This window comes from Streptomyces canarius, assembly GCF_014650735.1.
In the GTDB taxonomy this organism is placed as follows: Bacteria; Actinomycetota; Actinomycetes; order Streptomycetales; family Streptomycetaceae; genus Streptomyces; species Streptomyces olivaceoviridis.
Genome location: NZ_BMVN01000058.1, coordinates 20248 through 44170, shown reverse-complemented (window position 1 = coordinate 44170; position 23923 = coordinate 20248). Strand labels below are relative to the sequence as shown.

The following is a 23923-nucleotide window of genomic DNA, read 5'->3' as shown; positions in this document are numbered from 1 at the left end:
ACCGCGGGCCGGGTGGAACGCTTCCAGCGGCGCTACGGCCGTACCACCGCCGACCGCCACTGAGCGCCACCGACCGCCACTGACTCCACGCAGCCACGGCCCGGCACCGCACCCGCGGTGCCGGGCCGTTCCCGTACCCCGCGCGTACGCCGGCCCCAAGCGCCCACCGCGCCGCGCGAAGCCGTCAGTCGTTTGACCGATGCCTCGGGTCGGGCCGCCGCCGCAAGCTCCCTCCCAGTGTTTGTAACGGACACGTGGACGGGGTCTCGTGTCGAGTTCCCCTCGCGTGCGAGCGTCCAAGGAGAGCAGTGGCCACCAAACGCGACATGATCGTGCGCCCCGCGCACGACCTCGGCGGGCTGCCGGCCGGGCCGGTCGTCCAGTCGGACCACGAGATGACCCCCTTCGAGAAGAGCTGCCACGCGCTGCTCAACGTCCTCGCCGAGCACAAGCTCGTCAACACGGAGGAGAAGCGCCGCGGGGTGGAGGACCTCGGTGCGCAGATCATCGGTGAACTCACCTACTACGAGAGGTGGGCCGTCTCGGCGTCCAAGGTGCTGATCGAGAAGGGCGTCATCACCTCGGAGGAACTGGGCGCCAAGATGAACGAGATCCGGGCCCGGCTCACGGAGGCCGCCGCGTGAGCACCCGTTTCGTCAAGGACCAGAAGGTGCGCATCGCCGACCGCGACGCCCCGGGCACGTACGGACCCCGGTCTACGTCCGCGGCAAGGAGGGCCGGATCGAGCGCGTCCTGCCCCGCTTCCTCAACCCCGAGCGGGAGGCGTACGGCGTCAACGAGGGCACCGACGTGCGGCTGTACCGGGTCCGCATCGAGCAGTCCGCCCTCTGGCCCGACTACGACGGACCGGCGGACGACGTCCTCGAACTGGAGATGTACGAGCACTGGCTGGAGCCGGTCGACCACTTCCCCACCCAAGGAGCCTGACCCCGTGACGACCACCCACGACCCCGCGAACGGCATCGTCGACCACGGCGACCACACGCACGGCGGCACCGGTGCGGCGGACCCGCACGCACCCATCGAGAACACCGACGGGGAACCGGACTACTTCGACGTCCTCCAGCAGGCCATGCGCGAACTGCTCGTGGAGAAGGGCCTGATCTCCGCCGACGAGGTGCGCGCCATGGTGGAGACGCTCGACGCGCACCGGCCCGCGCTCGGTTCGGCGCTGGTCGCCCGTGCGTGGACCGACCCGGCCTTCAAGGAACGCCTCCTCGCCGACGGCACCGCCGCCATCGAGGAGTTCGGCATCGACAACTACGACGGCACCAAGCTGATCGTGCTGGAGCAGACACCCGACGTGCACAACCTCGTCGTGTGCACCCTCTGTTCGTGCTACCCGCGCCCGGTCCTGGGCCTGCCGCCGGACTGGTACAAGAGCCGCCCCTACCGTGCCCGTGCCGTGCGGGAACCGCGGGCCCTGCTGCGGGAGTTCGGCACCGAGGTGCCGGACGACGTGACCATCCGCGTCCACGACAGCAACGCGAACATGCGCTACCTGGTGCTGCCGATGCGCCCCTCGGGAACCGAGGACATGAGCGAGCGGGAACTCGCCGCCCTCGTCACCCGGGACACCATGATCGGCGTCACCACGCCCCGGCTGCCATGACCGGGGCCCTGCCACCGCCGGGCCTTGAGGCACGGGCCGCCGGCGCGCGGTGGGTGGTGCTCGGCCGTCCGGTCTCGTCGTACCTCGCGGAGGCGCTGGGCTCGGCCTGGCTGGTCCTGGCCGCTCTCACCGCGGTCTCCTGCACGATGCGGGCCGACGGGAGATACCTGTCCTCCTGGCCGCTGACCGTGCGCCTGGCCGTCGTGGGACTCTCGGTCGGCGGCAGCCTCGCGGTGTTCTCCCTCACCCCGCCGGGCAAGGAGTCCGGTGCCCACCTCAACCCGGCGATCAGCCTCTTCATGACCCTCCGGGGGGTGCTGGGCATCGCCGATCTGGTCGCCTACAGCGCCTTCCAGCTGGGCGGTTCGGTACTCGGGGTGCTTGCCGCCCGCGGGGTGTGGGGGGACCGGGTCACCGCGGTCCACGACGGGCTGATCCAGCCCGGTCCCGGCTGGGACGATCCCGTCGTCGTGGTGCTCGGCGAGTCGCTGAGCACCACCGTCCTGCTGTGCGTGCTGGCGGCAATGACGGCCAGGCCCCGGCCGCGGTCGACGCCGTGGGTGGTCGGCGCCGTCGTCTGGGCGCTGATCACCACGACCGGTGCGCGGACGGGTGCGAGCTTCAATCCGGCGCGCAACTTCGGACCGCACGTCGTCTCGGGTGACCACCACCTGTTCTGGGCCTACATGTCGGCGCCCCTGGCCGGAGCCCTGGTGGCCGCGGCGGCGCTGGCCCTGTTCGGGCCGGGGACGGCCTGGACCAACAAGGTGTGCTGTGAGCGCGACATCCACCGCTACCCCCCGTCCCGGCCGCGTCCGCGGCGCCGTCTTCCCTCCTTCCCCCGGTGATCCCATGTTTCCTCCCCCCAACGGCCCGAGCAGCGAGGGCTTGCGCCGGCAGGCGCGGTCCGTCGTCGCCGCGCTGGGCCTCGACGGCACCGAACTGGCGCCCGACCTGGTCTTCTCCTTGCTACGCGCGGGATTCGGCGTACAGACCGACGCGAGGAGCGCAAGAGTGGAGGTCCGCGACTGCCCGGAGCACTACGGGGCCGGGTCCCTCCTCATCAGCTGGGCCCCGCACGAGGTGGCGTACACACCTCTGGACCCGCGCGTCACCCGGGTGGAGAGCATCATGACCGACGCCTTGCTGGACACCGTGCGCGCGCTGGGTTTCCGTGCGGAGCGCCTGGGCCGGCCCCGGGGCCTGACGCTGCCCGACAGGGCACCGGATGCCGGGCCGCCCGCCCGCGGTGCTCCAGCGAAGCCACTGGGCCTGAACCCGTGAAAACCCGTTGGCGGACCACGGCGACCGTTGCTAGCCTCCTGGCGACCGTGCGAGAGAACGAGGAGGTGGTACCCGTGAACATATCGACATGGGTGCTCCCCTCCGGGGTCACGGTCGGGCGGTAGGTCGTCCGGGAGCGCCGTTCCAGAGCCTCCTGAAAGGCACGACCGTGCGCTTCACTTCCGAACAGCGCCTCGACGACGGAGTCGTCGAGCGCGAATTCACCCTCGGCGAGATCCCCGGCACCCTGTGGACGTCTGGATCCGCACCGGCCCCGCTGGTGCTGATGGCCCACAACAACGGCCTGCCCAAGGCGGAACCCCGGCTGGTGGCCCGGGCCCGGTACACCGCGGCGCGCGGCTACGCGGTGGCCACCATCGACGCCGCCGGGTGCGGTGACCGTCCCCGTTCCGCCGCCGACGAACAGGCCCGTGCCGACCTCCGGCGGGCGATGCGGGCCGGCGAGCCGGTCGACGAGATCCTGGAGTCCTTCATCGGCCCGTTGGTCGAGAACGCGGTCCCGGAATGGCGGACCACTCTGGACGCCCTCCTTGAACTGCCCGAGACCGGCGGCCCGGTCGGCTACTCCGGGGGGTGGACCGCCCTCGGCATTCGACTGGCGGTGGTCGAGCCGCGCATCAAGGCCGCGGGCTTCTTCGCCGGGGGGTACGTGCCCCGCGCCCAGCGCGAGGAGGCCCGGCAGGTCACCATTCCGCTGCTGTTCCTGCTGCAATGGGACGACGAGGGGAACCCCCGGCAACGGGCCCTGGACCTGTTCGACGCCTTCGGCAGCGAGGAGAAGACGCTGCACGCCAATCCGGGCGGGCACACCGGCACCCCGTGGTTCGAACTGGCGGACGGCTGCCGGTTCCTGGACCGGCACCTGAAGTGAGGCCGGGCCGTCCGGCGGGCAGCGGACGGTAGGACGACCGCCCCGATCGCGGCGGTACCGTCCGGTCGGGGCGGCGCTCCCTGCGGCAGGGAGCGCCGGCCGTCACCGTCCCCGGCCCTGCCCGACGGGCGGGTTCTCGGTGCCGGAATCCCCGTGGAGCAGGGCGTCGAGGGAAGCGGTGAGGTCCGCGGTCAGTTGTTCCGCGCTCATGTCCGCCAGCGCTCCGGCGCGTACGACGTACCGGCTGAACGTGACGCCGACGAGCAAGGCGGCGACGAACGGCAGCCGGTGCCGCAGGTCGTGCTCGTCCAGGAGCCGGCGGTACACCTCGTCGGTGCGTTCCTGCATCGCCACGTACAGGGCGGCGGCGCTGCCGGTGTCGTCGGCGGCGCTGCGCAGCAGCGCCACGAACGTGTCGTTGCCGTCGGCGCTCTCCAAGCGGTGTACGTAGCCGCGGGCGATGCGGGCCGCGAGTGGTTCCCGGGTGTCCTCGGCCAGGGCGTCGATGTCCCGGGTGCCCGGGACGGCCGCGAGGAACAGGCTCTCCTTGGAGCCGAAATGGCGCAGCACCGATCCATGGGTGACGCCGGCGCGCCGGGCGATGTCCCGCAGGGTGGCCCGGTGGTAGCCGCGCTCGGCGAAGGCCTGTGAGGCGGCCTCCAGAATGGCTCGGCGGTGCAGTTCCGGGTTGCGCGTACGGCGGGGTGGCGCGGGCGGATCGGTGTCGGGTGCGGCCATGGGCCGAGCCTACCGTCGCGGTCGTTCCCGTCCCCGTCGCCGACCGCTGCCCCACTCGCGGTGACCGTTGCGCCGGTGTGATTCCGGGCCTGCCGCCGGCCGTCCGGGCCGGGGAGAGGCCGGCCGAGCCGGACGCGGTGCAGGAGTGGCGGCACCGGTCAGCGGGGTGCGGCATAGGTCATTTGACCAACCCGAGGCTCCCGGGCCGTCACCGGGCCCGCCGCCGACGGCCCCGGCGACGCGTCGACGGGCCGAAGTCCGTCCTCGTCAGCGGGAGACACCTCGACACCGCGAGGGTCGGACACGTATCTCCGGCCTGCTGCGCGGGCCGCGATGTGCGCCGGGGTCCGAGAGATAAGTCGTTAGACAGATTCGGCCGTGGCCGTTGTCAGGAGACGGTGGGTTCGTCGCCCGGCGGTGCGGTTCCCTCGCACCGCCCCACACCCGAAAGGCCACCACCATGCCCTACATCACCGTCGGCCAGGAGGACACCACCGGCATCGAGCTCTACTACGAGGACCACGGCACCGGCCGGCCCGTCGTCCTCATCCACGGCTACCCCCTCGACGGCCACTCCTGGGAGAAGCAGACCACCGCCCTCCTCGCCGCGGGCCACCGCGTCATCACCTACGACCGCCGCGGCTTCGGCCAGTCCAGCCGGCCCACCACCGGCTACGACTACGACACCTTCGCCGCCGACCTCAACACCCTCATCGAAACCCTCGACCTCCACGGCGCCACCCTCGTCGGCTTCTCCATGGGCACCGGCGAGGTCGCCCGCTACCTGGCCACCTACGGCTCCGCCCGCATCGCCAAGGCCGCCTTCCTCGCCTCCCTCGAACCCTTCCTCCTCAAGACCGACGACAACCCCGACGGCGCCGCCGACCATGCCTTCTTCCAAGGCGTCTCCGACACCGCCAAGAACGACCGCTACGCCTACTACACCTCCTTCTACAACGACTTCTACAACCTCTCCGACAACCTCGGCACCCGCATCAGCGAAGAAGTCGTCCGCAACAGCTGGAACGTCGCCGCCAACGGCAGCGCCCACGCCGCCTGGGCCGCCCCCCTCACCTGGCCCACCGACTTCCGCGACGACATCCCCAGGATCGACGTCCCCGCCCTCATCCTCCACGGCACCGCCGACAGCATCCTGCCTATCGACTCCACCGCCCGCCCCTTCCACAAGGCCCTCCCGCACGCCGACTACGTCGAGATCGACGGCGCCCCCCACGGCCTGCTCTGGACCCACGCCGAGGAAGTCAACGACGCCCTCCTCACCTTCCTCGCCAAGTAGCCACCGCCGACGCCACGGTGGCCCACTCCGCGATCCGGCGGTGCGGGCCACCGAGCACACCGCCAGGTCGCCCGGAGCCGACGCGGGCGGACAGTGGAACACGCCATCGAACGAACCGGAGATGCGGCATGGAGCCGGACACCCCCCTCTGCGGCGCACGCGCCGTGGGCGCGCCCCCGTTCGGCGACGGCGCTACGGCACACCACGGAGGCGAGGCCCGTTTCCCGCTGCCCGCGGCGGGCGGCCCGCGTCGACTCGTGCCCCGGGTGTACACCCGTCGACGGTGGACCTCCGCGCCGCGCCGCGCACCCCCTCGGTGTCGGACAGCGCCCGGCACGCCGACATGGCGGGCGGGGACGGTGACCTCGACACCTGCTGGCGCGCCCTCGGCCGGGCCGCGCGGGGCCAGGGGGCCGCGGTGGTGGTGCGGGGCGAGGCCGGCATCGGCAAGAGCACGCTTCTGCGGAGCGTCGCGGACCGGGCGGCCGGCAGCGGGTGGCGGGTACTGCGTGTGTCGGGCGGCGACGCGCGCGCCAGGGGTGCCTTCGGCGCGTTCGAGCCCCTGGCCGATGAACTGCTCGGCCTGGCCGTCGGACTGCCGGACGTGCTGCGCACGGCTCTGCGGAGGGCGCTGGGGGGAGACGCGGTCCCGGACGCGCTGTCCACGTACGCGGCGCTGAGGCAGGTGCTGGCGTGCGCGGCACAGCGCGGCCCCGTGCTGCTGGTCGCCGACGACTGCCATCTGCTGGACACCGCCTCGGCCCGAGCCGTCACGTTCGTCACCAACCGTCTGCCGGGCACGGCCGTCGCCGTGCCGGCGGCCACGGCGGTCGAGGGCCGCGACCCCTTCGAGGGGTGCGAGATCACGGAGGTCGTGCTGACCGGTCTGGACCAGCACCGGGCAGGGCGCCTGCTGGCGGGCCGCCACCCGGGCCTCGCCCCGGTGGTGCGCGCCGCGCTGACCTCGGCCGGACGGGTTCGTGCCGACGGACCGGCAGTTGCCGGCGGAGGACCTCGGACCGCGCTGGAAGGACCTGGGGCGCGAGCCGCTGCCGTACGAGACCAGCGTGCCCGGCGTGTTCGCCGCCGGTGACGTGCGTCTGGCCTCGATGAAGCGGGTCGCCGCCGCCGTGGGTGACGGCGCCGGCGCCGTGCGCTCGGTCCACCAGTACCTCGCGACGATCTGAGTCACAGCGACCACGTCGGTGCCGCGGAGCGCCTGCGGCTCGCGTACGGCACACCGGACCTGAGGCACGAGGAAGCCCACAAAGTTTCCACAAGGACTGGTGACACTGAAGTCGCCCGGTCGTGACGCGCACGCGTTCAGGTGCGTCGGGGCGCCGTCCTTCCTGAACAGGAGTCCTTGGTATGTCCGCTTACGTGGCCGATGCGGCCGAGACCCGTTACGTCGAGGGACCTTCGGGGGAGCGTTTCGCCTACCGCAGGTTCGGCCGGGCGGGCGGCCGTCCGCTGGTGATGCACATGCGGCTGCGCGGCACCATCGACCACTGGGACCCCGCCTTCCTGGAACCGCTGGCCGCCGGGCGGGAGGTCATCGTCTTCGACAACCGGGGCGTCAACCTCTCCACCGGCAACCCGCCCGCCTCCATGGAGGACATGGTGGAGGGCTCGCTGGCCTTCATCCACGCGCTCGGCCTGACGGACATCGACGTGCTGGGCTGGTCCCTGGGCGGCATCGTCGCCCAGGGCGTGGCACTGGCGGCTCCGGAGATCGTCCGTCACCTGGTGGTGGCGGGCAGCTCGGCGGGCGGTGTGCCGGACCTGCCGCCGCCCCCGGCCCGCACCCGGCAGACCATGAGCAAGCCGGTCAACGTCGCCGAGGACTTCCTCTACCTGTTCTTCCCCGAGACCGAGGAGGCGACCGCCGCGGGCCGGGCGTCCCTGGAGCGCCTGGAGTACCGGCTGAAGGACTCGCAGGCGGTCGTCGGCCCGGAGGCGGTACGCGGCCAGCTCGGTGCCATCGCCTCCTTCAAGGGTTTCTGGCACCGGCAGGAGGAACTGACCCTGCCGGTCCTGGTCGCCAACGGCGCCCACGACGTCATGATCCACGCCTACGCCAGCTACGCGATGTCACAGAAGCTCCCCCACGCCAAGGTGATCCTCTACAGCGACGCCGGGCACGGCTTCCTCTTCCAGCACCCCGACGACTTCGCCCACGAGATCAACCGCTTCCTGTCCGCCTGACCCGTGGCCGGGAGCGCCGGCGGTGCGGGCGTCACATGGCGTTGGCTTCGTCGAAGGCCCTCAGCGCGTCGCGCAGGGCGGCCCGGGAGGTGATGCCCAGCTTGGGGAACACCCGGTAGAGGTGGGCGCCGGCGGTGCGGGGCGAGATGTTGAGCTGCCGGCCGATCTCCTTGTTGGACAGGCCGCTCGCCGCGAGTTCCGCGATACGACGCTCCTGTGCGCTCATCTTCACCCCGGTCCTGGCGTCAGCGACCCCGACGCCCACACCGGCCGCGCGGAGCTCGTCCCGCGCGCGCTGCGCCCAGAGCGGGGCCTTCAACTGCTGCTCGAACAGTTCCAGCGCCACGCTCAACTGGACGCGCGCGGCCGTGTACTCCCGACGTCGGCGGAGCCACTCGCCGTACCACAGCCGGACACGGGCGTGTTCGAAGGGCCACAGGGAGGCGTCCGGCACCGCGAGGGCCGCCTCGTAGGCCGCGCCCGCCTCGTCGTCGGGCGCGGCGACCGCGGCGGCCGCGGCGAGGATGACCTCGTGGTGCGGTGAGATGGCGTCCAGACGCGCCTGCCGGCCCGCCTCGACATGGGCGCGGGCCTCCGCGGTTCTGCCGGTGCGCATCGCGGACTCCACGAGGTCCAGGAACACACGTGAGAAATGCGGGAAGTGCGAGGGCAGTTCTCCCGGCGGGGTCAGCGCGGAGGTCAGCAGGTAGGCCTCCTCGAAGTCCCCGCGGCCGACCGCGGCGCGGGCCCAGGTCTCGTTCACCGTGGACATCAGCAGGTGCATGCGGCGCGGCTGGGCCCACGCGGTGATGGTGTCGCAGTGCCGGCGCAGCGCCTCCTCGTCCCCGCGGCCGGACGCGACCATGGCCAGTCCGTACGTGAAGATGATGTGGATGAGGTTGTACTCGTGCTCGGTGGCGTCCGCGAAGCCCTGGGACGCGATCGCCTGGATCTTGTCCCATTCACCCCGCATGAACGCCTCGTGGGCCCGGGCCACCACACCGAAGCGCAGGCTGTCGTACGCGCTGTGCCCGACGGCCTCCCGCCACACACCGTCGTAGTACGTGAAGCAGTCGAGGTACATGGCCGTGTAGATCAGCCAGTTGACGCGCCACAGGGGCGTGTCGGAAGACAGCGCGGCCGTCGCCCTGTCCAGTCGTTCCCGCACGCCATGAGCGGTCCGCGCGGGATCGGCGACGCAGTCGAAACACATGCGCGCGGAGTCGGAGATCCGGTCGAGCGCGCGGTACACGGGCGGCCACAGCTCCGCACGGCCTCCCCACACCGCGGCGTTGAGCAGGACGTAGAACGCGTCGTCGAACGCGTCCACGTCCTTCGGGGCGGTGCTGCCGCGCGCCGCCTCCATGGCGGGGGGCAGGATGCGGTAGACCGCGTCGATGTCTCCCTCCCGGTGGAACTGCACGTAGCCCGCGGCTGCCGCGCCCCGCAGCGATTCCGCCGTCTGGCCGGCCAGTTCGTGGGCCGTTCCCAGGAGACCGGCGATGCCGGCGGCGAACGCGGCCTGCTCCAGGCGGCGGACGCGTTCGGTGGAGTCCTGGCTGAGTTCGGCGGCACGGCGGTACGCCGTGGCGGCCTCCGCGGCGCCGCCACGGGCCATGGCCCGCTCCGCGGCGCGGGTGAGTTCGACGGCGACCGCCTCGTCGGGGTCGTCCGCAGCGTGGGCGAGGTGCAGGGCGCGTCGCTCCGGCTCCGCCTTCAGCACCTCGGCCAGCGCACGGTGCGCGGCTCGGCGGCGTCCGGCCGGGGACATGCGCACCACACAGGAGCGGACCAGGGGATGCCGGAAGGTGACCTGCTCCGCGACGTGGTCGACACGGACCAGTCCGGTGCGCTCGCTCGTCTCCAGCAGGCCGTCGTCCCACTCCTCGCTCCCGGCGCCGAAGGCCGCCCGGATGTCCCCCAGATTGCCGGGGCGCTCTCCGTCCAGGGCGGTCAGCAACAGGGCGAACCGTGCGACGGAGCCGAGCTGCCGGACGCGGTCGGCGAACACGCTCTCCAGCCGGCTGTTGAGCGGCAGGTTCGTCGGCAGGGCTGCGGCGCCGTCCCGCTGGGCGTCGGTGAGCCGGCTCGGCAGCTCCACCAGGGCGAGCGGGTTGCCTTCGGCCTCGTCCAGCAGGCGCCGCCTGGTCGTCTCGGCCAGCCCCGGGTGACTGCTGTCGAGCAGCACCAGCGCGTCGGGGGCCGACAGCGGACCGACGTCGAGCACGCGCAGGCCCGTGGGGTCGAGGAAGCCGTGCGCTCCGCTGCGCGCGGCCATGATGAAGGCCGCCCGGCAACTGCCGAGCCTGCGGGTGATGAACGTCAGCACCTCGGCGCTGGAGCGGTCGATCCAGTGCACGTCGTCCACCACCACGCACAGTGGCCACCGCTTGGACGCGGACTGGAGGAGCGCCAGCGCCGCCGCCGAGATGGCGAAGCGTCCCGGCGCCGAGCCCTCCCGGATGGAGAGCGCCTGCTCCAGCACACCGCTCTGGAAGGCCGGCAGCGCCGCGAGGTGATCGAACAGGGGATAGAGGAGCTGGTGCAGCGCGGAGAACGCGAGGTCCTGTTCGCTCTCGACTCCGACGACCTGGAGCACGTGCAGCCCGCCCGCCCGGGCACGCGCGGTCACGGCGTCCAGCAGCGCTGTCTTCCCCACCCCGGGGTCGCCTTGCAGCAGCAGCGCTGTACCTTCGTTCTCCGCCTCGACCAGCAGCGCTTCGAGAGCGTGCACCTCGGACGTACGGCCCACCAACGACAACGTTCCTCCCACGCCGGAGGACGGTTGCCCCTGCCGGCGCTCGTATGGTGGCTGACGGCGGCCGGGTGACGCATCTGTCGGTCGACTGGTATCGGCCGGGTTTCAGGGCGCTTCGGCCAGGAACGCCAGCACGTCCCGCGCGACCTCCTCGTGGTGCTGGAACAGGAAGCCGTGACCGGCGTCGGGATACGTTCTCACCCGCGCGTCGGGCAGCAGGCCCGCGAGCAGACGGGACGCGCCGGGCGGGGTGACGAGGTCGCTGTCCCCGTGCATCACGAGCGCGGGTTGTCTGATCGCGGGGAGCCTTTGCAGGGCGCCGTGGTCCGGGACGCCCCACTCGGTCATCGCCTCGTACTGCGCCTGCCGGGCCGCTCGGCCGGCCGGCAGGTCCCGGTCGTGCTCCCGCTCGATGTACCTGCCCAGGAACTCCAGGCCGCTGCACTGACTGGACTCGGTGTGATGGAAGAAGATGTACAGGTAGTCCTCCAGGCTCGGCTGGTCGACGTCGGCGCGGGCGAAGATGTCGTCCGGCCGGCCGAGGATGCCCGGGCCGCCGCGCGGGGCGGTGGCCGCCAGCACCAGGCGGCGGACGGCGGCGGGGCGCCGCAGGGCCAGTTCCTGGGCCGTGTAGCCCCCCATCGAGAATCCCAGCAGGTCCGCCTGCCGTACCCCGACGGCGTCCATGAAGGCGAGGGTGTCCACGGCCGTTTCCGCGATGGTGCGGGGGGTGCGGCCGGTGCTCAGACCGACCCCGGCGTTGTCGAAGGCGATGACGTCGCGTTCCGCCGCCAGGGCGTTGACCAGTGCCGGGTCCCAGCTGTCCAGGACGCCGCGGAAGTGGGGGAGCATGAGCAGCGGCGGCCGGGGGCCGGAGGGACCGCAGCGCCGATAGGCGTAACTGACGCCGTTGGGGGCGTCGACGACGTGGTTCGGTGCGTCGATGTACATGTCGGATCCTTCGCCGGGGCCTTGCTTCCCGCTCGGCGGGGAGCAACGTATGCCGTCGAGTGTGACGACGGACCGGGGCCGGGGCATCGGGCATTTGACCATGCGGGAAGGTGTCGCCGGGGCAAGCGGAGAGGCGGGGTTCGGACGGGCGGCCGGACTGCGCCACCCTCCGGGGCACGCGTCGGAGTGCTGGGCGGGCCGAACGTCACCTGAGGGCCCGCCGTTCCTGCACGCTGAGCCCGCCCCCCGAGCGCCCGCCCTGCCTCGCCGACCGGGAAGAACGGCTCCGGGTCCTCGAACCGGCGTATCGCATACCGCTACCAGACCGGAGGGGTCCCACCGGACCGCGTCGGCCGGCCGAGAGCCGGACGGGCGCGGTGGCTCCCGGCGGCAGGCGGACCCGACGGTGGGAGTGCCGCGGGGGTGGGACACGACCGTGCCCCGTCGAACGCTTCCCTCGCCACCTCCGCGACGAGCGTGTGTTCCCACCAGCCTCTCGGACCGGCGTGGGGCCGGCGTGCCGCGGCCACGCACCGTTCGACGGCCGCCCGTGTCCCCGCGGCAGTCGCGGAGCGCGCTGTCGGCGGCGGGGCTCGCCCATCGGGCACCCGCATCCGGACGACACGTGTGCGGTCAACACATGTGCACCTGCCGGGCAAGTGACCGGCCACTGCACATGCTTGGGCTCGGTTATGATCGCACACATGCACTCCACCGACACATATCCACCCTCACACATGTTCGGGACGGGGACAGACCGATGAGAATCAGCATCGTAGGTGGGGGCATAGCCGGCCTGACCTGCGCCCTGAGCCTGCACGCCGCCGGATTCCAGCCGCGGGTCCGGGAGGCGGCACGGACCATCGAGGCCGTCGGCGTGGGGATCAACCTGCTCCCGCACGCCGTCCGGGAACTCGCCGAACTCGGCCTGGCCGACGAACTCGCCGCCATCGCGCTGCCCCCGCAGCGGCTGAGCTACCACGACCGGACCGGCGCGCCCGTGTGGGAGGAGCCGCTCGGACGCGCGGCCGGTTACGACTGGCCGCAGTACTCCGTGCACCGGGGGCGGCTGCACATGATGCTGCTGGCGGCGGTGCGCGAGCGCCTGGGGCCGGACGCCGTCCGCACCGGCCTGCTGTTCCAGCGCTTCGAGGAGACGGCCGACGGCATCCGGACCCGCTTCCTGGACCGGACGAGCGGTGAGCCGACGACGGAGGACACCGACCTGCTGATCGGTTCCGACGGCATCGACTCCGCCGTCCGTGCCCAGCTGTACCCCGGTGAAGGGCCCTCCCACTGGAACGGCGTCCACATGTGGCGCGGGATCGCGCCGTTCCCGCACATCCTCGACGGCCGTTCGATCGTGGTGGCCGGCGGCACACCCGGCGAGAAATTCGTCGCCTACCCGATCGACGACCCGGCGACCGAGGGCGGCGAAGCCCTGATGAACTGGGTGCTGGAGGTGCGGCACCCGCGCTCCGCCGAAGCGCTGGACCGCTCGAACCGCCGTGTCACGCCGGCCGAGGCCCGCGCCGGCCTGGCGGACTGGAGCCTGCCCTGGATCGACCTGGAGGCGCTGGCCGAGCGGTCCTCGGCTGTCTTCGAGTACCCCATGCTCGACCGGGACCCGTTGCCGCGGTGGAGCTTCGGACGGGTCACCCTGCTCGGCGACGCCGCACACCCGATGTTCCCGATGGGCATGAACGGCGGGTCCCAGTCCATCGTCGACGGCCGGGTGCTCGCCTGGTGCCTGGCCCGGGAGAGCGACCCCGACGCCGCGCTGCGCCGCTACGACGAGATGCGCCGCCCGCTGGTCAACGCGATCGTGCTGGGCAACCGGGAGCTGGGACCGGAGGCGATCATCGCGCGCGCCGCGGAGCACGGGGGTCCCCTGCCCGCCGACGAGGCCGAGAAGATCGCGCGTGGCTACAAGGCGCTGACCCAGGCAGAGGTGGCCCAGGTCAACGGTCATGCGTCATGGACGGTCCCGGGTCACCTCACCGACGGCTTCCGTCCGAGCCGGTAAGTCGATCGACAGATCACCGAGGACGGGGGGAAGGGGAGAATCGGGGTCGAGGCGACCCGCTGCCGCGTCGGGCCCGCGTCGGGTGACGTGTCGTCACCCGGCCGCGTCCGACGCGCTACGGCCAGGCCGCACACCCCCGAAGGAACCAGGAGACCACACCCATGGGAACCGACCAGCGCATCCTGCACCGGATCACCGAGATGGCGGACGAGGAACGCAGACTGCGGGACGTCCTCGCCACGGCCGGCGCGGACCGCGCCGCCGAGCGCGACCGGCTCGGCGCGCTCGAACGGGAGTTGGACCAGTGCTGGGACCTGCTGCGGCAGCGGCGGGCCAGGGCCGAGTTCGGGGAGGACCCCGACGGGGCGCGGGTACGGCCGCAGTCCCAGGTGGAGAACTACCAGTCCTGAGCGGGCCGTGGCTCACGGCAGGACGCGCGAGGCCGACGCGGGCCACGCGGTGTATCCGGAAGTTGGGTCGCTTGAGTCCCTGATGCCCCGTCCGGACGCCTGTGACGTGCACGATTGCCGGCATGCCGACAGCGACCGAAGAGTTCTCGGTCGCTGTCGGCGAGGCGAGGCGGGGAGCGGCGCGGCTGCTCAGTCCGCCCAGGAGGCGAACAGCGCGTTGAGTCCCTCCGCCATGGTCGGGTGCGCGATCATCCCGTCCCGCAGACGGGTGAACGGCATCTCGGCCCACATGGCCGTCTGCACCACGGACAGCACCTCCGCCGATTCGGGGCCGAGCAGGGCGGCGCCGAGGATCTGCTCGGTGTCCCGGTCGACCACCGCCTTCCACAGACCCCGCGTGTCCCGCAGGGTGCGCGCCCGCGGGATGGCCTTGACCGGCAGTTTCGCGACCCTGATGGAACGGCCCGTGGCGCGGGCCTGCTCCTCGGTGAGGCCGACGCGGGCGAGTTCCGGGTCGGTGAACAGGTTCCAGGGCACCAGCCGGCCGGCCGTACTGCGTGCGCCGCCGGCGATGTTGGCCTTGACGATGCGGTAGTCGTCCAGCGACACGTGGGTGAACTGCGGGCTGCCGGCCACGTCGCCCACCGCCCAGGTGTGCGGGGCGTCGGTCGCGAGCCTGTCGTCCACCCGTACGAACCCGCGGTCGTCGGTCCGGACCCCCGCCGCCTGAAGGCCGAGGTCGCGTGTGACGGGGTCCCTGCCGGTCGCCGCGAGGATGTCGTCGGCGGTCAGGGTCCGCCCGTCCGCCAGCAGCACCCGCACCGCCTGCCGCTCCCGGACCACTTCCTTCACCGTGACGTCGGTGATCAGTTCGACGCCGTCCTCCCGGAGGTATGCCTCCAGGTCCGTGGCGATGTCCCGGTCCTCGCTCCGCAGCAGGTGGGGGCCGCGTTCCAGGACCGTCACCCGGCTGCCGAACGCGGCGAACATGTGGGCGAACTCCAGTCCCACGTAACCGCCGCCGAGGACCAGGAGCCGGTCCGGGACACGGCGCAGGTCCATGATGCTCTCGCTGGTCAGCGGCTCCGCCTCGGCGAGGCCGGGGATGTTCGCGATGTGCGGCGTCGTCCCCGTGTTGATCACCACGTCGGTGCCGCGTACGACACGGCGGCCTCCGTCGTTGAGGTGGATCTCCACCGTGCGCTCCGCCACGAAGCGCGCGGTGCCCAGGACGAAGTCCATGCCGCTGTCCAGGAACTGCCGGTGGTTGAGCTCGACCATGTCGGAGACGACGCCGTCCTTGTGCGCGCGCAGCAGCTCCAGGTCCACCTGGGGCGTCCCCAGCCGCAGCCCCAGCGACTCGGCGCTGCCGGCCCTGCGGGCCAGCCGGGCACTGGTCACCAGCGTCTTGGTGGGGATACAGGCGATGTTGATACAGGTGCCGCCGATCATGCCCCGCTCCACCATGACCACCCTGTCGCCGGCCCGCGCGGTGTCCATGGCGAGCGTCTTGCCGGCCTTGCCGCCACCCACCACCAGCAGGTCCACGTCTTCCACGAGTTCCTCCGCAACGTTCATTCCCTCTCCGTCCTCCTCGGCCGTGTACAAGTGGCGGGCGGGGCGGCCGGCGCGTCACACACCGGCCGCCCCGGTCCAGGTTCGCCACTCTCCCGGCCGGACGCATCAGTCGAATGACCACCCACCCCGCGGCGCGAGGCGGGACACCCTTCCCTCCCGGCCGTGACGGGGGCGGGGCGGCATGCCCGCCGGCCCGCCCGGGACACGGGTCGCGGGGCCGTCACGGGTGGTGCGGCGGCCCCGACGGCGGGGGGCCGGGTGCCGCTCACCGCGGTGAGTCAACCGACTGATGACCGCCCAGCGGGCCCGCACCTACCTTTTCGGCGTCCGGACGGTGAAAGGAGGACGCCTCGATGCCCGTGACACCGCGTCGACGCATCGGCGAAGAACAGGGGCCGGTACCAGCGGTACGTTTCACGCTGCTGGGCCCGGTGCGGGCCTGGCGGGCCGAGGAGGAACTCCCGCTCGGCCCGCGCCAGCAACGCCTGCTCCTCGCGGCGCTGCTGGCGGGCGCGGGACGGCCCGTCCCGCTGACGGAACTCATCGGCCTGCTGTGGGACGGTGACCCGCCGGTCAGCGCGGTGAACGCGGTCCACCGGTACGTCGGCTCGCTGCGCCGGCTGCTCGAACCGGGCCTGCCGATCAGGTCGTCGGGCCGGTGGCTCGTCCGGCAGGCGGGGAGCTACCTGCTGCGTGTCGACGCGGACGGTCTGGACCTGCTCAGGTTCCGCGACCTCGTCCGGCAGGCCCGCGCCACGGCCGCCACGGGCGACCTCCCGGCGGCCGTCGACATGTATCTGGAGGCGCTGGACCTGTGGCAGGGCCATTGCGCGGAGGACCTGGGCGCTGTCACCGCGGTGCACCCGGCCTTCGCCATGGTGGAACACGAATACGCTCCGGTCGTGTGCGAGGCGGCCACCGCGGCCCTGGGCTGCGGCCGGGCCGGCTCCGTCCTGCTGTCCGTGCGGCAGGCCGCCGACCGCTGCCCGCTCGACGAAGCGCTCCAGGCGTCTCTGCTGCTCGCGCTGGCCGCGGACGGCAAGCAGGCGGAAGCGATCACGCTGTACCAGACCGTCAGGGCCCGGCTGTCGGACGAACTCGGGGTCGACCCCGGGGCGGAGCTGCGGGCCGCCCACCAGAGCGTGCTGCGTGGCAGTCCGCCGGAGACACGGGTGCCGGCGTCCACCGGGTCCCCGGCACCGTGCGCGACGCCGCTCCCGCGGTCCCGGGCGCCGTGGATCGAGCCCGCCCAGCTACCGCCGGACCTGCCCTTCTTCACCGGGCGCGAGCGAGCCCTCGACCAGGCGCTGGACACCGCGCACCGGGTCGGCGACGGCCTGCGCGTCCTGGCCGTCGACGGCATCCCCGGGGTCGGCAAGACCGCGCTGGCGGTCCACTTCGCCCACCGCGTGGCGGCGGACTTCCCCGACGGGCAGCTCTACACGGATCTGGGCGGCTTCGCGGCGCACGGTGACCCCGCGGATCCGGGTGAGGTGCTGCACGGGTTCCTGGAAGCCCTGGGCGTGGACCGGCACCGTATCCCCGCCTCCACCGCTGCCAGGTCGGCGCTCTTCCGCAGCGCCCTGTCCGGGCGTCGCGTACTCGTGCTGCTCGACAACGCGTTCGACGCGGACCAGGTACGACCGCTGCTGCCCGGAACCTCCGAGTGCATGGTCGTGGTGACCGGACGGAGCCGGCTGATCGGTCTGGCCGCCGCACACGGAGCACGGCTGCTCTCCCTGGACCTGCCCTCGGTGGCCGAGGCGACGGGGTGCTTCCTCCGACGTGTCGGCCCCGCGCGGACCGACGTCGACGTGGCCGTCGTCGAGGAGATCGTGGCGCGCTGCGGCCGGCTGCCGCTCGCCCTGGCCCTCGTGGCCGCCCGCGCGGCGAGCCGCCCCGAGCAGCCGCTGACCCGGCTGGCCGCCGAACTGGCCGCCGCGCAGGGCAGCCTCGGCGGCTTCGACGAGGAGGACAGCGCCAACGCCGTGCGCGGTGTGTTCTCCTGGTCCTACCGGACGCTCGGTGCCGAGGCCAAGCGGCTCTTCCGTCTGCTGCCCCTGCACCGGGCCTCCGACGTCAGCACGGCCGGCCTGGCGAGCGCGGCCGGTATCTCGCGGGACGCGGCGGCCGCGGCTGCCGGTGAGCTGGTGCGCGCCCGTCTGCTGGACGTCCGGGGCCGTGACCGGTACGGCGCGCACGACCTGGTACTGGCCTACGCGGCCGAGCTCGACGGTCCGGGGGAAGCGGACCGTCCAGCCGCTCCGCGGCGCTCGTACGTGCACTCCCGTCGGTCCGCGCCGCCCGTGGCACGGCCGCTGGCCGGCCGAGCCGACGCACACCTGGAGGGGGTCCTCTGACACCACAAAGTTTCCACTCCCCGTTCCGCATGCTGTGCGCGGGCAGCGCGTGGCCCGCTCCTAAACGGACGGCGAGCCCACAAAAAGCCGCCCCGGCTCCACCACACCCCCAGGATTCCGACCCCGTTCCGGCAGGAGAAACATGTCCGCTGTCACCCACCACACCGCTCCTACGCAGTTCGTCGAGGCCGACGGTGCCCGCTACGCCTACCGCCGGCTCGGCTCCGGCGGCGAGGTCCCCCTCGTCATGCTCCAGCACTTCACCGGCAACCTCGACAACTGGGACCCCGCCCTCGTCGACGCACTCGCCGCCGAACGCGAGGTCATCCTCGTCGACTACCCCGGCGTCGCCTCCTCCACCGGCGCCCCCGCCACCACCATCGCGCAGATGGCCCAGCAGATCATCACCTTCACCGCCGCCCTCGGCCTGGAACGGATCGACCTGCTCGGCTTCTCCATCGGCGGCTTCGCCGCCCAGGACATCGCGCTGGTCAGGCCCCGCCTGGTCCGCCGTCTCGTCCTCGCCGGAACCGGCCCCAAGGGCGCCCCCGGCATGCACGGCTGGCGCAAGGACATCGAGACGCACGCCCGCGCCGAGGTGCCCACCGGCGAGGACCTGCTCTACATCTTCTTCGCCCACACCGAGACCGGCCAGGCCAAGGGCGTGGAGTTCCTCGGCCGGTTCACGGCCCGCACCGAGGGCCGGGACGTGCCCAGCAGCCTCGCCTCACGCGAGGCCCAGTACGACGCCGTACTGGAGTGGGGCATCCCCGACCACTCCGCCTTGCAGCGCCTCACCGGCATCCAGTGCCCCACGCTCATCATCCAGGGCGACGACGACCTGATGATCCCCACGAAGAACAGCTACCTGATGGCCGGCCTGATCCCGGACGCGCGGATCCGGATCTACCCCGACGCCGCCCACGCCTCGCTGTTCCAGTACCCCGCCGAAGCCGCCAAGGACGTCAACGCCTTCCTCGGCTGATCCCCGCCACCTCGTCAGGAGAACACCATGTCCGACCTGCTCAGCACCATCTTCGACGCCTACGGCGGGCGCACCCGCTGGGAAGAGGCCCGCCGGATCACCGCCCGGCAGTTCTTCGGCGGCGCCCTGTGGGGCATGAAGGGCCACCCCGGCGCCCTCGACGACGTCGACGTCACCGTCGACCTGCGCCGCCAGCACGTCACCCAGAAGCCGTTCTTCCACCCCGACCACCACACCGCGTTCTCCGCCGACCGCGTGGCGGTGGAGGACTCCGACGGCACCGTGGTCGAGGAACTGACCGATCCCCGCGCCTCCTTCGCCGGCCACGACCTGATGACGCCGTGGACGAGGCTCCAGCTCGCCTACTTCTCCGGCAGCGCCATGTGGACGTACCTCGCCGAGCCGCTCTCGCTCACCTACCCCGGCGTGCGGACGGAGGAGATCGGCCCGTGGACGGAGGACGGGGAGAAGTTCCGGCGCCTGCACATCACCTTCCCCGACAGCATCGCCACCCTCAGCACCGAGCAGACCGTGTACGTCGACTCGCAGGGCCTGATCCGCCGACGCGACTACAGCGTGGAGATCGCCGGCAACACCCCCGCCGCGCACTACGTCTCCGGCCACCAGGAAGTGTCCGGACTGGTCGTCCCCACCACACGGATGATCTACAGCCGTGACGACAACGGCAACAAGGTCCCCGACCCGCTCGTCGTCTCGGTCCGGCTCGAAGACGTCACGGTGTCCTGACCCGCCGGCGCACCTCCGCCGCGGTGGGCCCGGTCGAGACGGGCGTCACCGCGGCGGACCGCCCCGCCGCCCGAACGGCCCCGTCCTCACCCACGACCCATCCGACCAGGAGAACCCCGCGACATGACCACCACCATGCGCGCCGTCGCCTACCGCGCGTCCCTGCCGGTGACCGACGACGAGAGCCTCCTCGACGTCAGGCTGCCCGTGCCCGAACCCGGCCCCCGGGACCTCCTCGTCCGGGTCGAGGCCGTCGCCGTCAACCCGGTCGACCACAAGGTCCGCAAGAACCAGGACCCGGACGGCCGTGAGCGCGTGCTGGGCTGGGACGCCGCCGGCACGGTCGTCGCGACCGGCTCCCGGGTGGAGAACTTCCAGCCCGGCGACGAGGTGTTCTACGCCGGAGCACTCGACCGGCCGGGTGCCAACTCCGAGTACCACGCGGTCGACGAGCGTCTCGTCGCCCTGAAGCCGACCACGCTGACCTTCACCGAGGCGGCGTCGCTGCCACTGACCTCGCTCACCGCGTGGGAGGGCCTGTTCGAGCGGATCGGACTGCACCACGACCTGATCGGCGAGACGGGTTCACTGCTGGTGACGGCGGCGGCCGGCGGTGTCGGAGCCGTGGTCGGTCAACTGGCCCGCGCGCTCACCGTCCTGACGGTGATCGGGACGGCGTCCCGGCCGGAGACGGTCGACTTCGCCCGCCGCATGGGCGCCCACCACGTCGTGGACCATCACCAGGCGTTGCTGCCGCAGCTCGCGGAGGTGGCCCCCAACGGCATCGACCATGTCTTCAGCACCGCGGGGACCGGCCGTAACGTGGCCGCCTACGCCGAGGCCCTCAACCCGTTCGGGCAGATCGTCGCGATCGACGACGTAGAGGACCTGCCCGTCGGCCTGCTGAAGCCGAAGAGCATCGGCTTCCACTGGGAGTTCATGTTCACCCGCTCCCTGTTCCGGACCACGGACATGGACCGGCAGGGCAAGATCCTCACGCAGGTGGCCCGCCTCGTGGACGCCGGCATCATGGAATCCGGCACCGCCATCGGCAAGATCACCCTCACCGGCTTCTGAAACGGCCGGCAGAGGTGTCGCCGCATACCCGGTCCTGACGGTTCGGGCAGGAGAGTTGCACGTTGGTGCCTCGTCCACGGCGGACCCAGGTGTCATGAGCTCCTGTGGGGGAACGTGAGCGAAGCGGCTTCGGACACATGAGGCGTGCTTTCCGCAAGTGCCGCCGGAGAGGGACTCGTGACGACGTGAACATCGTGATCGAAGCTGGTGTGACGGCGGGCATCGCCGAGGACGGGGCGCTCACGTTGCTGTCGCGCCACGGCGCTCCCCACCTCTACGCGCCCGAGGCGTGCGCCATGTGGATCGCCCTGCGGCTGCACGGTGGGAACGTCCAGGCCGCCGCCGCGGTGCTCGGGAGCGCGTGGAACGCCGACGTCTCGGCGGTTCGGCGGCTCCTCCTGGAGCAGGTGGCCGACTGGCAGCGGGCCGGCCTGGTGAAGACGTCTGCCGAACCCGTCCACGCCTCCTGACGGTGGAACCCACGGCATCGCCGGCCTTGCCCGCGTGCGCCGCGGCGAACTGCCGGCGGCCGGCACCTCGTTCGCCCCGGGGCACGGACGGCTGGCGGACCCGGCCGTCCCACGGGGCCCGGCGTCCCGTCGCAGGCCGTGGTCCAGCCTCGGCTGCCCGCCGGAGCGGGCGGCAGCGGGCGCAGCGTCACCACCTGCCGTAGGGCGTGCGGGCGGTGCACCATGGAGAGGCCGGCCGGTCGCAGGCGCTGCGCACACTGCGCCAACAGGACCCTCCCGTGCGCTCCTGGCGGGCGAAGCGCGCTCCCCTGCCGGTCGAGCGAGCACCGGTGCGGTGGTGCCGATCGCCCCGTTCACCGGAAGAACGCGGCTGTCACGCTCTGATCGCGTTGAGGGCCAGGTCGAGGGAGCGCATCGCCGCGCTCTCGTCCCGCGTCGCCTTGCCGCGCAGGGCCGCGCCCTCGAAGGCGTCGATCAGGAAAGCGGCGAGGTCACTCGCGGGTTCCCGGGACGTGATCTCCCCCGACCGCTGCCCCTCCTCGATCACCGGGGCCAGTTCGCCGACCCACGCGGCGATGCTGCGGCATACGACCGTGCCGACCTCGTCGCCGACCGTGGGCCCCTCGCTCGCCATGGTCATCAGCAGGCATCCGTACTCGACGCCGGTGGAAACGGTGCGCGAGGCCTGGGCGGCGAAGTGTGCGCGCAGCCGCTCCACCGCCGACAGCCCCTCGGCGGCGAGCATGCTCACATCCCTCCCGCGGCTGTAGCGGCGGACGATCTCGGCGGCGAGTTCCTGCTTGCTCTTGAAGTGGTTGTAGAAGGAGCCCTTGGGCACACCCGCGGCATGGGTGATGTCCGCGACGCTGGCGCCGTTGAAGCCCTGGCGACGGAACACGGTCTCCGCGTGTTCGATCAGCTTTCCCCTGACGCTCACCTGAGGCATGGCACTCAATATGGCCGGTCGGCTTACGGTTGTCAAAGTTGATGTTGACTTCTAAGACGACCAGTCATATTGTGCGCCGTGGAGGTCTGTTCGTCCTCCTCGCCATACTCACCACGCCGCCCGAGCCCCGGCCGCAGCGGTCGCAGAGAGGAAGAACGCCGTGTTCGAACGCATCCTGGTGGCCATCGACCCCAGCGCCGCCCGGAAGACGGCACTCCTGATGGCCGGTGAGCTGGCCCGCCCGGCGAACGCGACGGTCCACGTGCTGCACGTCGTGACCTCCATGGTCGCCGGTGACACCGTCGTGAAGCTGGAGGAGGAAGCACAGGGCGAGGCGATTCTGGAGGAGGCCCTGGCCACCCTCCGCGGCCTCGGTGTGGAGGCGGAGGGGCACCTGGCGCACAGCCTGACGAACCAGGTGCCCGCCGCCATCTCCGCCGCGGTGGAGGACTTCAAGGCGGACCTGCTGGTCGTCAGCCCCCACCACCGTGGCTCGGTCGCGGCCTTCTTCACCCCGCGGGTCAGCGACGCCGTCGCGCACGCAGGCGGAATCGCCGTCCTGCTGGCTCCCGAGGTGAGCCGGTAACACCCGGACGGTTCCCGTCCCCGCGCCGCGGCAGCCACCGGCAGTCCGACCGGGTACGGGTGCGTGGGAGGTCAGAGCATGGTGATGGCACGGCGCTGGTACGCCTCTTCTCCCGTGGTGGACGGTCTGCCGTTGCTGGCGGAACCGGAGTTCTGGGCCGCCCATCTGGTCGACCTGTACGACGGAGCGCTGGTGGAGTCCTTCGGCGTGGACCCGGCGGACGCCGAAGGCATGCTGGAGCGCTTGGGTGACAAGGCTGCCTGGCCGGCGTTCCGGATCCCGCTCGCGGGTGGACACGGCATCCTCGTGCACTACAACAGCGGCGAGGAGTACACGTCCACCGACTACTTCATCGTCCATCCCGACTGGCGGACCGACGGCCTGGTCCTCTCCAGCACGGACGAGGACCGCATCGGCCCCGGCCTGTGCTGGCCCGAACTCGCCGCGCTGCTCGACGCCCCGGGGGACGGGGAGGGAGTGACCGATCCGCACGCCCGGCTTCTGCTGTTGCTGCCCGTCCTGGGCGACACGGACGTCCCGGCCGAAGCCGTCGCCCGGGTGCGGCAGGCGCTGATCGCCCAAGGCGCCCCGGACGACTGCGGGGCCCTGGCCCGCCGGCTCCTTCAGGGGCACCCCATGTGGGGAGTCGCCACCTGGTCGTACGACGAGGACGAGCGCGCCTGGATCTGCGCGGGCGAACACAGCCCCCGCAAGACGCCTCTCGGTGATCACCTCCCGGACGCACAGCGCACGGCCCTGGAGGACTGCCTCACGCCGACGGCCGGCTGACCCGGCCAGGGCGAGCACTGGATTCCGGCACCGTCGGCGCCCTGGCCTGCCGTGAACTTCTCGCGAGTCCGCCGCTCCCTCCGCGGCGGGAGCGGCACGGGTCACGTTCCTCCTCGACATGACGCTCACCCCGTACGCGCGGGAGGGGCGACCCCGGACGACCCGGGGCCACCCCTCCCCTTCACCGCACG

General features: G+C 72.2%; 22 protein-coding genes and 1 pseudogene. 18 read left to right on the top strand and 5 right to left on the bottom strand.

The features are described 5' to 3' along the window. The first annotated feature begins 308 nt into the window (after positions 1–308). The 6 genes and pseudogenes from IE294_RS49940 (at position 309) to IE294_RS40725 (ending at position 3809) form a co-directional block, all read left to right on the top strand. Complete coding sequence (locus tag IE294_RS49940) at positions 309–644, top strand: SH3-like domain-containing protein (protein WP_189894430.1); 336 nt, start codon at positions 309–311, stop codon at positions 642–644. Between the two features lie 43 nt (positions 645–687). Next, positions 688–948: pseudogene (locus IE294_RS49935) on the top strand (SH3-like domain-containing protein); the annotation flags it as partial. 4 nt (positions 949–952) lie between these two features. Then, positions 953–1633, top strand: a complete 681-nt coding sequence (gene nthA / locus IE294_RS40740) for a nitrile hydratase subunit alpha (RefSeq protein ID WP_189894429.1) — start codon at positions 953–955, stop codon at positions 1631–1633. Beyond that, positions 1630–2481, top strand: coding sequence for an MIP/aquaporin family protein (locus IE294_RS40735; RefSeq protein ID WP_229917861.1), 852 nt, complete (start codon positions 1630–1632; stop codon positions 2479–2481). The genes nthA and IE294_RS40735 overlap by 4 nt, the downstream gene beginning before the upstream one ends. A 4-nt stretch (positions 2482–2485) precedes the next feature. Beyond that, the gene (locus tag IE294_RS40730) at positions 2486–2917 is read left to right on the top strand and encodes a hypothetical protein (RefSeq protein WP_229917859.1); all 432 of its coding nucleotides are present in this window, start codon (positions 2486–2488) and stop codon (positions 2915–2917) included. 169 nt (positions 2918–3086) lie between these two features. Beyond that, entirely contained in the window at positions 3087–3809 is a 723-nt protein-coding gene (locus tag IE294_RS40725; protein ID WP_189894428.1) for a dienelactone hydrolase family protein, read from the top strand. A gap of 102 nt (positions 3810–3911) precedes the next feature. On the opposite strand, the gene IE294_RS40720 is transcribed toward IE294_RS40725, so the two are convergent. Continuing rightward, entirely contained in the window at positions 3912–4547 is a 636-nt protein-coding gene (locus tag IE294_RS40720; RefSeq protein WP_189894427.1) for a TetR/AcrR family transcriptional regulator, read from the bottom strand. A gap of 460 nt (positions 4548–5007) precedes the next feature. On the opposite strand from IE294_RS40720, the gene IE294_RS40715 reads away from it, so the two are divergent. From IE294_RS40715 to IE294_RS40700, 3 genes are all read left to right on the top strand, one after another. Further along, positions 5008–5844, top strand: coding sequence for an alpha/beta fold hydrolase (locus tag IE294_RS40715; RefSeq protein ID WP_189894426.1), 837 nt, complete (start codon positions 5008–5010; stop codon positions 5842–5844). A 283-nt stretch (positions 5845–6127) separates the two neighbouring features. Then, positions 6128–6937 carry an ATP-binding protein gene (locus tag IE294_RS40710; RefSeq protein ID WP_373315938.1) on the top strand — a complete coding sequence of 270 codons (810 nt, stop codon included), beginning with the start codon at positions 6128–6130 and terminating at the stop codon, positions 6935–6937. 275 nt (positions 6938–7212) lie between these two features. After that, positions 7213–8049 carry an alpha/beta fold hydrolase gene (locus tag IE294_RS40700; protein ID WP_189894425.1) on the top strand — a complete coding sequence of 279 codons (837 nt, stop codon included), beginning with the start codon at positions 7213–7215 and terminating at the stop codon, positions 8047–8049. Between the two features lie 31 nt (positions 8050–8080). Here the strand turns inward: IE294_RS40700 and IE294_RS40695 are convergent, their stop codons facing one another. Together IE294_RS40695 and IE294_RS40690 are read right to left on the bottom strand one after the other, a co-directional pair. After that, positions 8081–10801 carry a helix-turn-helix transcriptional regulator gene (locus IE294_RS40695; protein WP_229917858.1) on the bottom strand — a complete coding sequence of 907 codons (2721 nt, stop codon included), beginning with the start codon at positions 10799–10801 and terminating at the stop codon, positions 8081–8083. A gap of 111 nt (positions 10802–10912) precedes the next feature. Continuing rightward, positions 10913–11758 (bottom strand): alpha/beta fold hydrolase, encoded by an 846-nt coding sequence (locus IE294_RS40690; RefSeq protein WP_189894424.1) that lies wholly within the window; start codon positions 11756–11758, stop codon positions 10913–10915. A 760-nt stretch (positions 11759–12518) separates the two neighbouring features. Between IE294_RS40690 and IE294_RS40685 the strand changes: the two genes are divergently transcribed. Together IE294_RS40685 and IE294_RS40680 are read left to right on the top strand one after the other, a co-directional pair. Further along, positions 12519–13784, top strand: a complete 1266-nt coding sequence (locus IE294_RS40685; protein WP_189894423.1) for a flavin-dependent oxidoreductase — start codon at positions 12519–12521, stop codon at positions 13782–13784. 161 nt (positions 13785–13945) lie between these two features. Then, positions 13946–14194, top strand: a complete 249-nt coding sequence (locus tag IE294_RS40680; protein ID WP_189894422.1) for a DUF2630 family protein — start codon at positions 13946–13948, stop codon at positions 14192–14194. A 189-nt stretch (positions 14195–14383) separates the two neighbouring features. Here IE294_RS40680 and IE294_RS40675 read toward each other — a convergent pair whose 3' ends face one another. Beyond that, complete coding sequence (locus tag IE294_RS40675; protein WP_189894421.1) at positions 14384–15772, bottom strand: dihydrolipoyl dehydrogenase family protein; 1389 nt, start codon at positions 15770–15772, stop codon at positions 14384–14386. 353 nt (positions 15773–16125) lie between these two features. Between IE294_RS40675 and IE294_RS40670 the strand changes: the two genes are divergently transcribed. The 5 genes from IE294_RS40670 (at position 16126) to IE294_RS40650 (ending at position 21411) form a co-directional block, all read left to right on the top strand. Further along, positions 16126–18132, top strand: a complete 2007-nt coding sequence (locus tag IE294_RS40670) for an AfsR/SARP family transcriptional regulator (RefSeq protein WP_189894420.1) — start codon at positions 16126–16128, stop codon at positions 18130–18132. Positions 18133–18274: 142 nt separating this feature from the next. After that, complete coding sequence (locus IE294_RS40665; RefSeq protein WP_189894419.1) at positions 18275–19117, top strand: alpha/beta fold hydrolase; 843 nt, start codon at positions 18275–18277, stop codon at positions 19115–19117. A 27-nt stretch (positions 19118–19144) separates the two neighbouring features. Further along, entirely contained in the window at positions 19145–19864 is a 720-nt protein-coding gene (locus IE294_RS40660; protein WP_189894418.1) for a hypothetical protein, read from the top strand. A 123-nt stretch (positions 19865–19987) separates the two neighbouring features. After that, positions 19988–20941: a zinc-binding alcohol dehydrogenase family protein gene (locus IE294_RS40655; RefSeq protein WP_189894417.1), complete on the top strand. Its 954-nt coding sequence runs from the start codon at positions 19988–19990 to the stop codon at positions 20939–20941. 185 nt (positions 20942–21126) lie between these two features. After that, a complete protein-coding gene (locus IE294_RS40650; protein WP_189894416.1) occupies positions 21127–21411 on the top strand; it encodes a hypothetical protein in 285 nt (94 codons plus the stop codon). A 373-nt stretch (positions 21412–21784) separates the two neighbouring features. Here the strand turns inward: IE294_RS40650 and IE294_RS40645 are convergent, their stop codons facing one another. Then, complete coding sequence (locus tag IE294_RS40645) at positions 21785–22357, bottom strand: TetR/AcrR family transcriptional regulator (protein WP_229917856.1); 573 nt, start codon at positions 22355–22357, stop codon at positions 21785–21787. Between the two features lie 160 nt (positions 22358–22517). Here IE294_RS40645 and IE294_RS40640 point away from each other — a divergent pair, with 160 nt between their 5' ends. After that, on the top strand, positions 22518–22943 hold the full coding sequence (locus IE294_RS40640; RefSeq protein ID WP_189894414.1) for a universal stress protein: 426 nt from the start codon (positions 22518–22520) through the stop codon (positions 22941–22943). A 78-nt stretch (positions 22944–23021) separates the two neighbouring features. Next, entirely contained in the window at positions 23022–23732 is a 711-nt protein-coding gene (locus IE294_RS40635) for a hypothetical protein (RefSeq protein ID WP_189894413.1), read from the top strand. Positions 23733–23923: the final 191 nt, after the last annotated feature.

What these genes read in the sequence shown, in the direction of transcription:
- IE294_RS40675 (WP_189894421.1), bottom strand. Translation starts at nt 15,772, where the DNA reads ATGAACGTTGCGGAGGAACTCGTGGAAGACGTGGACCTGCTGGTGGTG.
- IE294_RS40635 (WP_189894413.1), top strand. Translation starts at nt 23,022, where the DNA reads ATGGTGATGGCACGGCGCTGGTACGCCTCTTCTCCCGTGGTGGACGGT.
- IE294_RS40690 (WP_189894424.1), bottom strand. Translation starts at nt 11,758, where the DNA reads ATGTACATCGACGCACCGAACCACGTCGTCGACGCCCCCAACGGCGTC.
- IE294_RS40730 (WP_229917859.1), top strand. Translation starts at nt 2,486, where the DNA reads ATGTTTCCTCCCCCCAACGGCCCGAGCAGCGAGGGCTTGCGCCGGCAG.
- IE294_RS40660 (WP_189894418.1), top strand. Translation starts at nt 19,145, where the DNA reads ATGTCCGACCTGCTCAGCACCATCTTCGACGCCTACGGCGGGCGCACC.
- IE294_RS40680 (WP_189894422.1), top strand. Translation starts at nt 13,946, where the DNA reads ATGGGAACCGACCAGCGCATCCTGCACCGGATCACCGAGATGGCGGAC.
- IE294_RS40720 (WP_189894427.1), bottom strand. Translation starts at nt 4,547, where the DNA reads ATGGCCGCACCCGACACCGATCCGCCCGCGCCACCCCGCCGTACGCGC.
- IE294_RS40655 (WP_189894417.1), top strand. Translation starts at nt 19,988, where the DNA reads ATGACCACCACCATGCGCGCCGTCGCCTACCGCGCGTCCCTGCCGGTG.
- IE294_RS40715 (WP_189894426.1), top strand. Translation starts at nt 5,008, where the DNA reads ATGCCCTACATCACCGTCGGCCAGGAGGACACCACCGGCATCGAGCTC.
- IE294_RS40685 (WP_189894423.1), top strand. Translation starts at nt 12,519, where the DNA reads ATGAGAATCAGCATCGTAGGTGGGGGCATAGCCGGCCTGACCTGCGCC.
- IE294_RS40735 (WP_229917861.1), top strand. Translation starts at nt 1,630, where the DNA reads ATGACCGGGGCCCTGCCACCGCCGGGCCTTGAGGCACGGGCCGCCGGC.
- IE294_RS40665 (WP_189894419.1), top strand. Translation starts at nt 18,275, where the DNA reads ATGTCCGCTGTCACCCACCACACCGCTCCTACGCAGTTCGTCGAGGCC.
- IE294_RS40700 (WP_189894425.1), top strand. Translation starts at nt 7,213, where the DNA reads ATGTCCGCTTACGTGGCCGATGCGGCCGAGACCCGTTACGTCGAGGGA.
- IE294_RS40670 (WP_189894420.1), top strand. Translation starts at nt 16,126, where the DNA reads ATGCCCGTGACACCGCGTCGACGCATCGGCGAAGAACAGGGGCCGGTA.
- IE294_RS40645 (WP_229917856.1), bottom strand. Translation starts at nt 22,357, where the DNA reads ATGCCTCAGGTGAGCGTCAGGGGAAAGCTGATCGAACACGCGGAGACC.